Raw genomic sequence first — 14,798 nt, forward strand, 5'->3', positions numbered from 1 at the left:
TTTGTAGCCCAGGCGCTGCACCACCTTGCCGGCGGGAATGCCCATGACGAAGTAGGCCCCGAAAAAGCAGAGGTTGATCAGGTTGGCCTGGGTGTAGGAAAGCTGGAAGATGGCCTTCAGGTAAGGAATCAGGATGTCGTTCAGGCAGGTGATGAAGCCCATCATGAAGAACAGCACCGTCAGCGAAGCCAGGGCCGAGGTGTAGCGCGGCGAAGCGCCCCCCGGGCCGGTGGGGGTAGCGGTTGGAAGAGAGGAAGGAGCAGCCAGGGCCATAGTACGGTTCAGGAATAGAGGAGAAATCGGCTGCTAGTTTACAACAAACGTGCTTATGGAGTGGGGCAGGCTCGTAGTGGAAGCTGCCTGGCCCTTCAGCCACAGCAGAAAGTCCATGGGCTTATCAGAGGTATTCATCACCACCACGGCCACGGAACCGTCGGTATTGCGGAAGGCGGTGGTTTGCAGTACGTCCCGGGTGGAGGAGCTGATGATGCGCTTGGCACCCGGACGGATAAACTTCGAGAAGTGCCCGATGTAGTAGTAAATGTTGGTGTAGAGCAGCTTGCCGCTCCGGGTATCCCCAATGATGGGGGCAAAGCAGAAGTTTTGGGCATGGTTGGGGCCGCCGGTTTCATCCAGCAGAATGTTCCAGTCGGTCCAAGCGGCGGTGCCGGCGTTGAAGTCCTCAATCATGGAGCGGCCGTAGACTTCGCCCAGCTTCCAGTCGCTCACCCGGTCGAGGCTGAATTTCTCGATACAGCCTTCGGTGAAAATGAGCTGCTTGTCGGGGTAGGTGTCGTGCACGCGCTTCACGTTGCCGAAGAGCATGTCGCTGCCGGTCCAGTTTTCGTACCAGTGGTAGCCGATGCCCCACACGTACTTGGCGGCTTCGGGGTCGTCGAGGATGGTGCTGGCGCGCTGGTACACTTGGTCGCGGTTGTGGTCCCAGGCAATGAGTTTCCGGTCGCCCAGGCCACCTTTCTTGAGCGTGGGGCCCAGGTATTCCTTGATGAAGTCGCGCTCTTCCTCAGCCGTGTACAGGCAGGATTCCCAGCGCTGGTTGGCCATGGCCTCATTCTGCACGCTCAGGCCCCAAATAGGCATACCCTGCCGCTCGTACTCCTTAATAAACTTCACGTAGTAGTTGGCCCAGGCCTGGCGAAACTCCGGGCGCAGCTTGCCGCCGTGCTGCAGGTCGTTGTTGTCCTTCATCCAGGCGGGTGGGGTCCAGGGGCTCACGTACAGCGGAAGCTTGCCACCGGCTGCCGCTATGGCCTGCTTGATGAAGGGAATGCGGTACTGCTCGTCGTGCTTCACGCTGAAGGTCTTCAGCTCCTGGTCGTTGTCGGCCACATACGTATACATGCCGCTGCTGAAGTCGCAACTGTTGATGTGGGTGCGGGCCAGCGTGTAGCCAATGCCGGCGGTGGGGCTGTAGTACGCCTGCATGAACTCCTGCTGGGCGGCCTTGGGCAGTTTGGCAAAGGTTTCGGCCGCCGCATCAGTGAGGGCGCCGCCAATGCCTACCAGGGTCTGGAAGGTATGCGTGGGGTCTACAAATACGGTGGGCTGGGTTTCCAGCGGCTGCCGGAGCTCCTGAAAGCGCAGCTCCCCGGTAGCGGCCAACCGGTGGGTTGTGTTGGCCGCCGTGGTAAAGACCTGTACTTTTTTGCCGACGGCCGAGTAGGCCGGGGCTTTGGTCGCCGGCTTGGTTGATTTCTGCGCCAGGGCGCCCGTAAAGGGCAGGGTCGCCAGCATCAGCATAGGAAGAAAGGGTGTACGCATAAAATGAAAAAATGCGGGTGATTCCGCTTATCCTGCCGGCCCGGACAACGTGCCCGGGCCGGCAGGAGGTGAAAAACGAAGCAGGCTCCCGCTGGCCGCGGCTAGCGGCGCACCAGCAAGCGGCGTTGCAACTGGCCCTCGGGAGTAAGTACGCGCAGCGTGTACACGCCGGCTGGCAGAGCTGCTACGCTGCAGGAAAGATGGTTGGCCCCGGCTTGTACGCTCTTCTCAGAACGTAGCACCGAGCGGCCCAGTACATCTACCAGCTGCACCTGCAGCTGTTGGGCCCGGTCGGCAGTGTAGTCAAACGTCATTTCCGACTGCACGGTGGTGGGGTAGAGCTGCAGGCGGGCTTCCATTTCGGGGCTTACTGTGGACAGGGCCGTGCGGGCGGCACCCTGGTCGGAAAACCACCAGCGCTGGCTGTTGTAGCCACCCCAGGTCCACTGGTGAATAGCAGCGCCGTCAGCAGTGGAGCCATTTTCCACGTCCAGCACCTTGCCGCTGAACTTGTTTACGATGCGGTAGGTGCCGTCGCCATTGCTTTCAATCTTCCAGTACTGGCTGTCCTGGCTGAGCCAGTCCCACTGATGCGCTTTGGCACCATCGGCGGTGGAAGGGCCGGCAATATCCAAGGACTTGTTGCTGTTCAGGTTCACGATACGTACGTAGCCGCCGCCGGCATCCACCAGCTTCCACTTCTGGCTGGCCGCTTGGGCCCAGCCCCACTGCTGCACGCGGCCACCGTTGACGGTAGAGTTGGCCGAAACTTCCATGGTTTTGCCGCCATTCTTGCAGCTGATTTGGTAAATGCGTCCAATAGTTGGGCCGCTGGGCACAGTACTCGTTCCATTGTAGTTGCCGCCGCCGGGGTAGTTCACAATGCCGTTCTGGTTCGGCGACACGGCCGCCACGGTGGTGTTGGGCACGCAGTTGGCAAACCGAATGTTGGTCAGTACTTGATTCAGGCCGGCGGGCCCGTCCACCACGTAGGGCGGGTTGATGTGCATGAAAGCCGGGTTGCTGCGGTCCTCAAAACGCTTGTAGGTCCAGTGGCACCAGCCAATGCCCACCGAGTTGAGGTTCTTGGCCGCGTCGCGCATCCAGGTGTCGGTATTTTCGCCGGTTTCGCCCACCCAGATCGGCACGTTGTGGGTAGTGCGGAAGTTGCGCAGGTTGCCAATGAAGCGCAGGTCGTTGGGGCCGCCGCCCGTGGAGTTCACGCCGTTATCCATCAGATAACCCGTGCCGCTGTAGCGGTGCGAGTTGTACACCAGGTTGGAGCGATTGGAGAAGTTGAAGGGCTCCAGGTAGTTAAAGTCGTTGCCCCAGCCGTTGCCTTCCACCAGAATCAGGTGATTGTCGCCTTGGTTCCGGATGGTGTTAATCAGGCGCTCCGTCACGGTCTTGATCTGCGGGTTGCTAGGCGCATTGTTCGGCTCATTGATGAGGTCGTACATGGCCACGCGGGCGTCGTTCTTGTAGCAGTTCGATACAAACGACCACAGCCGGTTCAGCACATCCTGGTTGATCTGGCGGTTCCACAGGTCGTTGGCTACAATCTGGTCGGCAATGTTGGCGTCGGTGCCCTGGGAGCCGGGCACGGCGTGCATGTCCAGCACCACGTACATGTTGTTGGCCTGGGCCCAGGCCAGGGTGTTGTCAATCATGGCCAGCGCCGCCATGTTGGCGGGGTCAGTAAAGAGCTGGTTGTTGTTGTACCAGCCTGTGAGCTGGCTCACGTACGAGTCGTAGCTCACGGTACCGCGCATCACGCTGCTGCGCACCGCCCGTTGGGCAGGCGTCAGGAACAGCTCGTAGTGCAGGGGCAGGCGCACGCAGTTAAAGCCCTTGGAGGCAATGTAGTCGATGTCGGGCTTGGTGATAAAGTTGGCGCGGTAGTTCTGGTAGAATGTCTCCACGGCCGCATCAGTCATGCCGGCGTTGTAGAGGCTCTTTTTTACCGCGCCCTGCGTCTGCTTCGTGGCGCCGTTTATTGTGGCCCCAGGCCAGCCCACTTTCATCATGTAGCCTTCCTGCACGGCCCAGTTGCCCAGATTCATGCCGTTGAGAATAACTTCCTGGTTGCTGGCATTCACGATGCGCTGGCCGTCGGCGCGTAGAAAGCTTTGGGCGTCGGCGTGCTGCGCCATGCCGAGGCCCGCTACGAGTAGCAGCGCTTGCCGCATCCGGCGGGCCATACGCCGGAGGCTGAAAGAGGTAATGGTGTTCATGTTCTGTGGGTTTTTGGGGTATGGTGGAAAAAAGCGGGGAGCAGAGCGAAGAACAGGTGGGCGCAAGCGGGTAGGACAGAGGAATTAGCTGGGCATGATGAGGTGAGTAGGGTATTAGCGGCGGTAGGCCTGGGTTGGAAAGCCAGGGTCCCGGTAAGCATCGGGCGCGGGCCGGGGCCCACTGGCCGAGTCAAACACCATGACCATGCGGCCCGGCGCTGAGTAAGCGGGCCAGTCGGGACCCGGGCGGCCTGTTTTGATAAAGCGGGCCCAATAGGCGTGCATACGGGCGGCCAGCGCCGCGTCGGCAGCTTTGCCGGGCAGGCTGGCTGGTAAGGTTGGAGCCGCGCCGGAGCTGCCCAGTGGGGCATTCCACACAAACGCCAGCTCCTGGGCATGCAGGGGGCGCTGGGTGGCATTGTGCCAGTCGAAGCGGTAAAGCCAGACGGGCCGGTTTTGCGCGGCCAGGGTATCGGCCAGGCGGTAGGTTGCCAGCCGGTAGAGGTAGTCGGTGAGCGTGGTGTTCCAGGCCTGCTGGGCAGGCTGGGTCTGGCTGAGGCGCCGATAAGCGGCCCACACCGCCGCCGCGTTGCGGCCAAATACCTGCTGCAGCGCCTTTTCATTGGGCTGAGCCAGCACTGAGCCTGGGCCGGTAAACAAACCGGCTTCTTCCAGATTGGTGCCGAGCAGTACGGCCGGCGGGCGCCGCTTCAGGCGGCGCAAATAAGCGAAAGGCGGTTGAGGCAGCGCCAGGCCATCCTGCACGGGGCCAAACACCTGCAGGCCGCCCGCCCCACTCGCAAACCGCGCCTGCGCCCGAATGAGCGTATCGGCGGGGAGCGTGAGCAGGGCCTGGGGCTGGGCAAGGTGCAGCTCGCCCAGCAGCTGACGGGTAACCGCCGCCGCCGTAGCCGTGTCGCGGATGGCCTGCACGGCCCCGCTTTCCAGAATCACCTGCTGAAACAGGCCCTCGGCTGCCGGCGTCACGAGCAGAGCCCCCACCAGCTTGGCCCCCGCCGACTCGCCCATCAGCGTCACGCGCGTAGGGTCGCCGCCGAAAGCGCGGATGTTGTCGTGCACCCAGCGCAGGGCGGCCACGGCATCGAGCAGGCCGACGTTGCCCGCCTGCCGGTAAGCGGGACCCAGGGCCTCGCCAAGGTGCAGAAAGCCCAGGCTGCCCAGGCGGTAGTTTAGGCTCACGGCCACCACGCTGTCCTGGGCCGCGAAGGTCCAGGTGTCATTGTCCTGGCCCGAGCCGCCCGTAAAAGCGCCGCCGTGTACCCACACCACCACGGGGCGTACCCCAGCCGGGCGGGAGCGGGTGGGCCAGGCGGGTGCCCACACGTTCAGGTACAAACAATCCTCACTGCCCTGCACCCCCGTGGGGCCACCCGCCTGCACGGCCCGATGGCCGAATTGCGTGGCTGGGCGCGGGCCGTGCTGCCGGGGTAGCGGCTGCGGGGGCCGAAAGCGCAAAGGCCCCACGGGCGGCTGGGCGTACGGAATACCGCGAAACACGCACAGATTGGCTTCCCGGCTGCCGTGCAGCCGGCCTTGCCGCGTTTTTACTTCCACCGGGCCGCCCATGTTCTGCGCCCAGCCGCGCGCAATGGCGCTGCTGCCGAGCAACAGCATAAGGAAGGCTAACCGGGAGAGACGCAGCATGGAGGCGCGAAAAAGGGCAGAAGATAAGGCAGCAGCTGCCCGGAAAAATCGGCGGTGGGTTCTGGGTTGCAGAAGGGTGGTCTTACCAGACGTAGGTGCCCACGGCCCCGCCCGGGAGCGTGGTGCTGACCATCTTGCCCCGGTAGGCGATGTTGAAGGACTGCGAGCTGCTGGTGCTGTTCTGCACGATGAGTACCTTTTGCCCGCTGGGATTTTTGAAGGCCACGTTCGACAAGCCGTTGGGCACGTTCGTATCGATGCGCACCGAGCCGGGGCGGGCAAACTTGCTGGCGTGCGCAATGGTATAGTAAGCCGGGTTGCGCGTCACGGTAGTGCCGTTGATGGTGAGGGCACCCAGGCAGGTAGTGCAGCCCCCGTCGGTGCGCGGACCGTAGTTCTGGTCCGACGCCAGATTCCACTCCAGCACGTTCCGGCTCCAGTTCCGCGTGGCGCCAATGATGAGCGTGCCCACGTGCCAGCTAAAGTCGGCGGCAAAGTTGCCGGGGCCACCCACCCACTGCTCCGTGAAGTACACGTGCTTGTCGGGGAAGGCATTGTGCACCGTAGACAGGGCTTCAATAGTGCCGGCGTACAGGTGAAAGGCCGAGCCATCCACGTACTGCCGGGCTTCGGGGTCGTTGAGGATAGCCAGCGGGTAGTCGATGCGGTCTGTGTTGTGGTCGTAAAGAATGATTTTGGTGGTCAGCCCCGCGGCTTTCAGGGCGGGGCCCAGGTTGTTTTTGATGAATGTGCCCTGCTGCGTGGCCGACATATACATGCTGGGGTTGTTGCCGTCGTGCAGGGGCTCGTTCTGAATGGTAATGGCATCCAGGCGGATGCCCTCAGCCTGCATAGCCTGCAGGTACTTCACGAAGTAGTTGGCATATACGCTGTAGTACTCCGGTTTCAGGGAGCCGCCTTTGTAGCTGCCGTTATCTTTCATCCAGGGCGGCGCCGTCCAGGGCGAGCCGAGAATCTTGAGGTCGGGGTAGATGGCCAGGATTTCCTTGAGCACGGGCAGCAAGTCCTTCTTCTCGGGTTCCAGGCTGAACTTCTCCAGGGTCGGGTCGGTCTGGCCGGCCGGCACATCGTCGTAGGTGAACACCCGGTCACTGAGGTCGGAGGCGCCAATGCTGATGCGCAGGTAGCTGGTCCCGATGTTGTTGCCGTCGGTGGCAAACAGTTCCTTCAGCAGGGCCGTGCGGTTGCTGGCCGGCAGCTGGTTGATGAGCATGGCACTGCCCCCGGTCAGGGTGTAGCCAAACCCGTCGATGCTTTGGTAGGTAGTGGTGGTATCCACCGAAATAATGGGACCCGCGCCCGTGGTTTCCTTGAAGTTGAGCACCAGGGCGCTTTTCTGAAACAAGGTAGACTGGCTGGACGTCGTCAGCCACAAAGCCACCTGAGAGGGGCCGGTTTCTGCCGGGGGCGGGGGCGGTGGGGTGGGCTTGGGGTCGGGTTTGTTGTCGCCGCCGCAGCCGGTCAGCGTTAGCGCCCCCAGGAGCGCGCTGCCCATAATACCTGCCAGAATCTTTTGCATGAGCGTAAGGGGTAAGGAAAAAAATCGGTCAGGCCACGCGCTGGGCGGGTGGCCTGACCGGTAACGAGTTAGTTTACCAGCACCCGCTGGGAGCTGAGCTGATTGCCCACCTGTACCGTAACAACGTAGGAGCCGCTGCGCAGCTGCCGGAGCGGCGCAAGAGACAACGTGCGGGCACCGGCCGGCTGCGTGTCCGATAGCAGGTTCAGCACCTTCTGGCCCAGCGTATTATACACCGCCACGTTCACCGGAGCCTGGCTGGGCACGCTGTACGTGAGGCGGCTGCTGGTGGCCAGTGGGTTGGGGTACACGGCGGCCTTCAGGGCGGCACTGGCCGAGCGGCTGGCCAGCACGCCCGAGCCTACCTGGTAGGTGTAGAACTGCTTGCCGGGAATGGCGGTAAAGTCGGGGTTGATGCCCAGGGCCGTGGTCTGGCCCTGAATCGTCGGCAACACGTCGGAGTTGAAGCTTTTGAAGTCGTCAATGTAAGCCACCATCAGGTGGAGGTTGCTGCCCGCGGGCGCCCCGCCGATGGCCGACAGTGGAATTTCGAATTCCCAGCCCGTGGTGGTATTGGCGGCTACGCTGCCCGTGGCGCTGGTCTGGAAAGCCGTTTTCGCGCCGGCCGGGTCGTTGGCATCGGTGGTGAGGGAGCCATCTTTCTTGCCGGCGCCCATGCCCACTTCGTTGTAGGGCGTTTCGGTGTAATTTACCCGGCTCAGGTAAATGGCATTCTCATTGGGTTTGCCGAAGGGCGAGGTCGTGCAGCGGAACGCGAAATCCACGGGCATATCCAGGGTAGGGCGCTGCCGCAGCGACTCCCGGCCATCATTGCCGGAGTTGGTGCTGCCCGGCAGCTGGGTGTTGGCCGCAATGCCCGTCTTGTTAGGCGCATCCAGGTAAAACACCAGGGAGTTGTAGCCGTCAATTTCGGAAGACGCCACCACCATGATGTTCAGGGTGGTAGCCGTGGTGCCCACGTACAGGGCTTTCAGGCCCCGGTCGGCAATGGAGTGGGCCCCGGTGTAGGTGCCTACCAGCTGGTACTTGCCTTCCCCGGTGCCTACTTCAGTGGCATCGAGTGTGCCATTCACGGTAAACTGAGCCTGGGCGCCCAACGAAGCGGCCATAAGGGCGGCAACGGCAGAAAGAGTAAAGAGTTTTTTCATGGGAATTAGCTAAGAGGTGAAAGGTGGAAAAGGCAAAAAGTGAGGGAGTTGACTACCAGACGTAGGTGCCGACCGCGCCGGCCCCCAGTGTAGAGGAAAATACGCGGCCGTTGTGGCGCACCGAGAAAGTCTGCGCGGCGGAGTTGTCGTTTTGCACCACCAGCACCTTCTGACCATTGGGGGCGCGGAAGGCCACGTTGGGGAGCTTGTCGGGCACGGTAGTGGCAATGCGCACCGAGCCGGGGCGGGCAAACTTGCTGGCGTGGGCAATGATGTAGTAGGCATCCTCGCGGGTCACCTTATCCCCGTCCAGGGTGAGGGCGCCGCGGCACTCGGTGCAGCCCCCGGGCGTGTGCGGGTTTTGCTGAGGGTCGGCGGCCAGGTTCCATTCCAGCACGGTGCGGGCCCAGTTGCGGGTAGCCCCAATGATGAGGGTGCGCACGTGCCAGGGCACGTTTTCCTCAAACTTGCTTTTCGAGCCCACCCACTGCTCCGTGAAGTAGAGGTTTTTGTCGGGGTGGGCGTCGTGCACCTGGCTGAGGGCCTCAATGGGGCCGCCGTAGAGGTGAAAGGCCGAGCCATCCACGTACTGCCGGGCTTCGGGGTCGTTCAGGATGCTGATCGGGTAATCGGGCCGGTCGGCATTGTGGTCGTACACAATAACTTTCGTGTCCAGCTTCGCGGCCTTGAAGGCCGGGCCCAGGTGTTTCTTGATGAACTCGGCCTGTTGCTCGGCCAGCATCAGCAGGCTGGGGTTGTTGCCGGGGTGCAGGGGCTCGTTCTGAATGGTAATGGCGTCGATGCGGATGCCCTCGGCCTGCATGCCCTGGATGTACTTCACGAAGTACTGGGCGTAGGCCGGGTAGAACTCCGGCTTCAGGGAGCCGCCCTTGGAGCTTTCGTTGGTTTTCATCCACGGGGGCGGCGACCAGGGAGAGCCCATGAGCTTGATGCTGGGGTTGATGCGCAGAATTTCCTTGAGCACCGGAATCAGGTGCGGGCGGTCAGGTTCCAGGCTGAACTTGCTCAACGTCGGGTCGGTCTGGCCGGCGGGCAGGTCGTCGTAGCTGAACACCCGGGCATCGAGGTCAGACGCCCCGATGCTCAGGCGTAGGTAGCTGACGCCGATGTTGGTGCCGTCGGTGCCGAAGAGCTCCTGAAGCAGAGCCTGCCGCGCCTTGGGCGACATGGCGTGCAGCAACTCGGCGCTGCCGCCCGTGAGGCAGTAGCCAAACCCGTCGATGGGTTGAAAAGCCTGCTTGTCGTCTACCTCAATCACGGAAGCAGCCGGTGCGTCCGTTGTGAAAGTCAAAGGTGCTGCCTGCCGCTGAAACAAGGCCGTTTTGTCGGGGTTGGTCAGCCAGAAATCGGCGGCCGCCCCGTTGCCGCTGGCAGCGGGGCGCTGACAGCCGGCACCCAGCCCGAGGCTGAAGAGAAGAGTGCAGGAAAAGGTGAGGAAACGCAGCATAAACACAGATTGCGAAGGGGAAAAGCAGATGAGCAGCTCGTAGATACGGCCCCGCCCGGGGCGGGCCTAACCAAGAGCGGCAATTAAAATCGGGCAGCACGAGGGCCGGTTATGCTCCCCTTACCTAGCTAACCGGCCCTGGCTCCCCGCAAGCAGGCTGAGAGCAGCCTGGCTGGTGCGGAAAATCAGGCCGGCGGTGTTGCAGCACCGCCGGCGCAGAAAGTGGGGCTTAGTACCCCGGGTTTTGTTGCGCCTGCCGGTTGTTGTTGATTTCTGCCTGGGGCAGGGGCAGCAGCAGCAGGTTCGGGTCGCTCTTGCCCAGCTTGGCCTGCATCACGGTGAGGGCCGTAGTAGCGTGGGCGCCGGCTTCGGCCTGGTTGTGGCGGGCGTAGCGCACCAGGTCAAACCAGCGGTAGCCTTCGAAGGCCAGCTCCAGGCGGCGCTGCAGGTCTATTTCGTTGCGCAGGGCCTGCTTGCTGGCGGCTTCCGGCGAGGCCATGGTGAGGGCGCTCAGACCGGCGCGGGTGCGCACCTGGTTGAGCTTGCCGAGCACATCTTCTGACGGGCCGTTCTGCTCGTTGGCCGCTTCGGCGTAGGTGAGCAGGGTTTCGCCCAGGCGCAGGATGTAAGTGTTGTCGGGGGAGTTGAAACCGCCGGGGTTGCCGGGCCACTTGTACACGAAGGGGCCGGCGTCGTTGCCGCTGCCGCTGCCTTCAATGTAGCTGGCGTGGTCAGTGCCACCCGTAACCGGCCCAATGGTGGCCCAGCGCTTGTCATTGGCATTCGACGTGGCCAGGGTAATCAGCTCTGCGGTGGGAATGTTGAACTTGGGGAAGGAGTACGTGGCGGGTGGGGCGGGCAGCAGCAGGTCGGGCAGGATGTTGTTGCCATCGGCCGTGCCGGAGTTCTGCACTTCCAGAATAGACTCGGGCTTGTTGTCGGCCGGGAACAGGTTCTTGAAGGGCGTCACGAGCGTGTAGCCGCTGCTGATGGCGGCATTCGCCGCGGTAGCCGCCTGGCTCCACTGGCGCTGGGTCAGGTGCACCTGGGCCAGCAGGGCATTAACCGCGCCCCTGGTAACGCGGCGCGGGTTGTTGGCCGTAGTCGTCAGGCTGGCAGCCTGCGTGAGGTCGGCTACAATCTGCGCGTACACTTGCTCGACCGAAGCCCGGGGCAGGGCAATAACGGCCGGGTCGCCGGTTTCGGTGGGCTCCAGGCGCAGCGGCACCCCGCCGTACACCCGCACCAGGTTGAAGTAGTGCAACGCCCGCAGGAAGTAGGCCTCGCCCAGGATCTGGGCCTGCCGCTCGGCCGGCATCGATACCCCGGGCACATACTTAATCACGGCGTTGGCGCGGTTGATGCCCAGGTAGGAGTCGCGGTAGATGTTGTACACCTGGCTGGTGTTCGGCGACCAGGTGAAGTTTTCCAGGGGCGTTACGTCGCCGTTGGTGCTGGTGCAGTTGTCGGAGGGCATCTCGCCGAACACAATCAGGTCCTGGCTGTAGAGGCCCGTGCTCTGCAGGCCGTCGTAGGCAGCCGTCAGCGCCGATTCCGCGTCGTCGGCGGTTTGGAAGAACGTGGTGGGCGCTACGCTGGGCAGGGGCTCTTTGTCGAGCACGTTGCAGCTGCCGAGCAAAACCAGCGCCGCACAGATGGGAAGCAGTATCTTTTTCATGAAAGGGGAAGCTTAGAAAGTGGCGTTGAGGCCTACGGTGTAGGTGCGGGCCTGCGGATACACCCCAAAGTCACGGCCAAAGCCGGTGGACGAGAACGGGTCGGCGCTAACCTCCGGGTCGTAGCCCGAGTAGTCGGTCCAGGTAAGCAGGTTCTGGCCCGTCACGTACAGGCGCAGGCCGCTGAACTTGGCCTTCTCAATCAGGCTGGTCGGCAGGTTGTAGGCCAGCGTCAGGTTCTTGAGGCGCACATAGGTGCCATCTTCCACGAAGCGGGTGGAGAAGCGGTTGTTCTGGTTCGGGTCGCTGAAAACGGCGCGGGGAAGGTCGGCGTCGCGGTTGGTTTCCGTCCAGTGGTTCAGTACCGCTGTGGTCTGGTTGACCGGGCCGGCCATGCCCTCCAGGGTCTGGCGGTTCTGGTTGTAGATGTCGTTGCCGAAGGAGCCCTGGAAGAATACGCTTAGCTCCAGACCTTTGAAGGCGAAGTTGTTGGTGATGCCCGCAATAGCCTTGGGGTTAGGGTTGCCGATGATGACGCGGTCATCATCGGTGATTTTGCCGTCGCCGTTGGTGTCCACAAAGCGTATGTCCCCGGCCTTGGCGTTGTTTTGCGTAGGCGCTTCAGCCACTTCCGCATCCGACTGGAAGATGCCCTGCACCCGGTGCCCGTAGAACGAGCCCAAGGGCGCGCCCACCTGCGTGATGCTGGAACCGTTGATGATTTCGCGCGCAACTTCTACGCCATCGGCATTGATTTGCGTGCCCAGGTCAAGCACCTTGTTGCGGTTCATTGATATGTTGAAGTTGGTGTTCCAGCTGAAGGCGCCGTCACTGCCATTCACGTTCGTCGTGTTCAGGCCAAACTCCAAGCCTTTGTTTTCTACTTCACCTACGTTCTGAATAATATCCAGTACCTGGGCTCCTGTACTTAAGGCCAATGGGACTCTGGTGAGCAAATCATGCGTGCGCTTCTGGTAGGCATCCACGTTCAGCACCACGCGGTCAGCAAACAAGCCCAAGTCGAGGCCGGCGTTGTACTGGTAAGTGGTTTCCCATTTTAGCGCCAGGTTGCCGATGCGGTTCGGCCCGATGCCGCCCACAATGGTAGACCCCGCGCCCTGGTAGTTGTAGCCGGTGCTGTAGGTGCTGAACCGGTCGTAGGGCGGGTACTCCTGGTTGCCAACGGCGCCAAAGCTGCCGCGCAGCTTCAGGTCCGAGACTTTTCCGCCCTGCGGGAAGAACGACTCCTTGGAAATACGCCAGCCCAGGCCCACGGCGGGGAAGTAGCCGAAGTGGTCTTCGAAGCGGCTGGTGCCGTCGGCCCGGAAGCTCAGCGTGGCCAGGTACCGCTCATCGTAGTTGTAAATGGCGCGGGCAAAGTAGCTCACCAAGCCCCACTCTTCCTCGTAGCTGCTGGCCCCGGTGCGCTCCGAGCCGCCGGGCAGGTAAGGCGCGGCGTTGGAGGCGAAGTAGCGGGTAGAAGCGTTGGAAGCAAAGCGGTTCGACTCCTGCACTGACTGGCCGGCCAGCAGCGTCAGGTTGTTTCGCTCGCCGAGGTCGGGGTTGTACGTCAGTGTGTTTTCCAGCAGCCAGATGCTTTGCTGGGTGGTGCCGGTGCGGGCGCTGCCGCGCTGGGACGGGTCGGAGCGGGAGGTACCGGGATACTCGCGGGTGATGAACTCGTTTTCGAGCTGGGAGCGGAAGTCAATGCCCAGCGAGGAGCGGAACTTCAGGTTCTGCAGAATGTCCAGTTCCCCGTACACGTTGCCCACAGCCTGGTAGGTAATGGCGTTGTTGCGGGTTTCGAGCAGGTTCCCAACCGGGTTGTCGGAGAAGGACAAGGGGTTCGTAGCGTACACGCCGTTGGCGTCGCGTACCGGAATGGTCGGAATCTGGGCCAGCGTACCGAGTACGGTGCCGGAGTTGCCCAAGGCCATTTCACTGCGCACGCTGCCGTTGTTGTGCGTGCGGCTCAGGTTGAGGTTGGTGCCCAACCGGAAACGATTGCTGGCTTGCTGATCAAGATTCAGCTTGAAGTTGTAGCGGTCAAATCCAGAGTTCAGAATGATGCCATCCTGCTTGAAGTAGCCGCCCGAAACGTAGTAGCGCGTCTTATCGGTGCCGCCGCTCACGTTCAGCTGATAATTCTGGATAGCGGCCGAGCGGTACACCTCATCCTGCCAGTCGGTGGTGAAGTCGGGGGTATTCTGAGCGTTGAAGTAAGGCGCTTCGCCGTTGTTCACCAGCATCTCGTTGTAGAGGGTGGCAAACTGCTGGGAGTTCAGCAAGTCCAGCTTTTTGCGCAGCTGCTGCTTGCCGTAGTAGGCGCTAAAACCTACCTGGGGCTTGCCCACTTTGCCGCGCTTAGTGGTAATTACCACTACGCCGTTGGACGCCCGCAGGCCGTAAATAGCGGCCGCGGCCCCGTCCTTCAATACATCGATGCTTTCGATGTCGTTGGGATTAAGGGTGTTAAGCGGATTGGGCTTCTGATTGCCAATGCTGAGTTCCCGATCGTAGGTAGGCAGCACAGGCACCCCGTCAATTACGTAGAGCGGGGAGTTCGACAGCTGAATGGAGTTGTTGCCCCGAATCTGCACGTTGATACCCGAGCCGGGAGCACCGGTAGGGGAGGTCACCTGCACGCCGGGGGCCTGGCCCTGCAGCGCCTGGTCGAAGCCGGCTACGGGCTGACGCTCAATCTGCTTGGCGCCCACCGAGGCCACGGAGGTCGTCAGCTCCTGGCGGGTTTGGGTGCCGTAGCCTACTACCACTACTTCACTCAGTGCCTGCAGGTTCTCTTCGAGGGTGGTGCTGGCTACCTGGGTCACCTGCCCATCGGTTACCGTTACCGGAATGCGCTGCGTGGTGAAGCCTACCGATGAAATAACCAACGTTTGCGGGCCGGCCGGCACGTTCTGAATCGTGAAAGTACCGTCGCTGTTGGTGGCGCTACCAAGCGTAGTACCCGCTATTACGACCGTTACGCCGGGCAGGGCTTCGCCCTTGGCATCAACTATGCGGCCCGAGATAGAGCCACTGGCTACGGTGCGGCTCCGCGAAAAGTCGGCCAGCGAAACAGCAGGAGCGGCAATAGCATGGCTGACCGGGTGCGCAAAGGCCAGGCCCGACAGCAGCACGCCGCTCAGCGCTAGCGTAGGCGTAAACAGCCTTCTGGGGCGAGGCCACCGGCCGTGTGGAAATTGTAAAGGAGACGGCATGGGAAACGAGATGAAAGGGAAAGAATTGGTGAGGGAAAGAGGC

General features: G+C 62.1%; 8 protein-coding genes and 1 pseudogene. All 9 read right to left on the minus strand.

Translation table 11 applies throughout. The features are described from left to right. Window positions 1–273, minus strand: a pseudogene (locus FY528_RS11440) (sugar MFS transporter); the annotation flags it as partial. 33 nt (window positions 274–306) lie between these two features. Next, complete coding sequence (locus FY528_RS11445) at window positions 307–1,782, minus strand: glycoside hydrolase family 30 protein (RefSeq protein WP_149071151.1); 1,476 nt, start codon at window positions 1,780–1,782, stop codon at window positions 307–309. Window positions 1,783–1,883: 101 nt separating this feature from the next. Then, complete coding sequence (locus FY528_RS11450; RefSeq protein WP_149071152.1) at window positions 1,884–4,016, minus strand: RICIN domain-containing protein; 2,133 nt, start codon at window positions 4,014–4,016, stop codon at window positions 1,884–1,886. Window positions 4,017–4,130: 114 nt separating this feature from the next. Continuing rightward, on the minus strand, window positions 4,131–5,681 hold the full coding sequence (locus FY528_RS11455) for a carboxylesterase/lipase family protein (protein ID WP_149071153.1): 1,551 nt from the start codon (window positions 5,679–5,681) through the stop codon (window positions 4,131–4,133). A gap of 82 nt (window positions 5,682–5,763) precedes the next feature. Then, window positions 5,764–7,221, minus strand: coding sequence for a glycoside hydrolase family 30 protein (locus tag FY528_RS11460; protein WP_262383975.1), 1,458 nt, complete (start codon window positions 7,219–7,221; stop codon window positions 5,764–5,766). A gap of 68 nt (window positions 7,222–7,289) precedes the next feature. Next, window positions 7,290–8,390: a T9SS type A sorting domain-containing protein gene (locus FY528_RS11465; protein ID WP_149071154.1), complete on the minus strand. Its 1,101-nt coding sequence runs from the start codon at window positions 8,388–8,390 to the stop codon at window positions 7,290–7,292. Between the two features lie 52 nt (window positions 8,391–8,442). After that, entirely contained in the window at window positions 8,443–9,858 is a 1,416-nt protein-coding gene (locus FY528_RS11470; RefSeq protein WP_149071155.1) for a glycoside hydrolase family 30 protein, read from the minus strand. A gap of 229 nt (window positions 9,859–10,087) precedes the next feature. Further along, a complete protein-coding gene (locus FY528_RS11475; RefSeq protein ID WP_149071156.1) occupies window positions 10,088–11,536 on the minus strand; it encodes a RagB/SusD family nutrient uptake outer membrane protein in 1,449 nt (482 codons plus the stop codon). A gap of 12 nt (window positions 11,537–11,548) precedes the next feature. Further along, window positions 11,549–14,755, minus strand: coding sequence for a SusC/RagA family TonB-linked outer membrane protein (locus FY528_RS11480; protein WP_149071157.1), 3,207 nt, complete (start codon window positions 14,753–14,755; stop codon window positions 11,549–11,551). Window positions 14,756–14,798: the final 43 nt, after the last annotated feature.

The sequence above is a fragment of the Hymenobacter lutimineralis genome (assembly GCF_008271285.1).
GTDB classification, from domain to species: domain Bacteria; phylum Bacteroidota; class Bacteroidia; order Cytophagales; family Hymenobacteraceae; genus Hymenobacter; species Hymenobacter lutimineralis.

Bases quoted from the DNA above. Each gene is read 5' to 3' on its own strand.
- FY528_RS11445 (WP_149071151.1), bottom strand. From the start codon at position 1,782: ATGCGTACACCCTTTCTTCCTATGCTGATGCTGGCGACCCTGCCCTTT.
- FY528_RS11450 (WP_149071152.1), bottom strand. From the start codon at position 4,016: ATGAACACCATTACCTCTTTCAGCCTCCGGCGTATGGCCCGCCGGATG.
- FY528_RS11455 (WP_149071153.1), bottom strand. From the start codon at position 5,681: ATGCTGCGTCTCTCCCGGTTAGCCTTCCTTATGCTGTTGCTCGGCAGC.
- FY528_RS11460 (WP_262383975.1), bottom strand. From the start codon at position 7,221: ATGCAAAAGATTCTGGCAGGTATTATGGGCAGCGCGCTCCTGGGGGCG.
- FY528_RS11465 (WP_149071154.1), bottom strand. From the start codon at position 8,390: ATGAAAAAACTCTTTACTCTTTCTGCCGTTGCCGCCCTTATGGCCGCT.
- FY528_RS11470 (WP_149071155.1), bottom strand. From the start codon at position 9,858: ATGCTGCGTTTCCTCACCTTTTCCTGCACTCTTCTCTTCAGCCTCGGG.
- FY528_RS11475 (WP_149071156.1), bottom strand. From the start codon at position 11,536: ATGAAAAAGATACTGCTTCCCATCTGTGCGGCGCTGGTTTTGCTCGGC.
- FY528_RS11480 (WP_149071157.1), bottom strand. From the start codon at position 14,755: ATGCCGTCTCCTTTACAATTTCCACACGGCCGGTGGCCTCGCCCCAGA.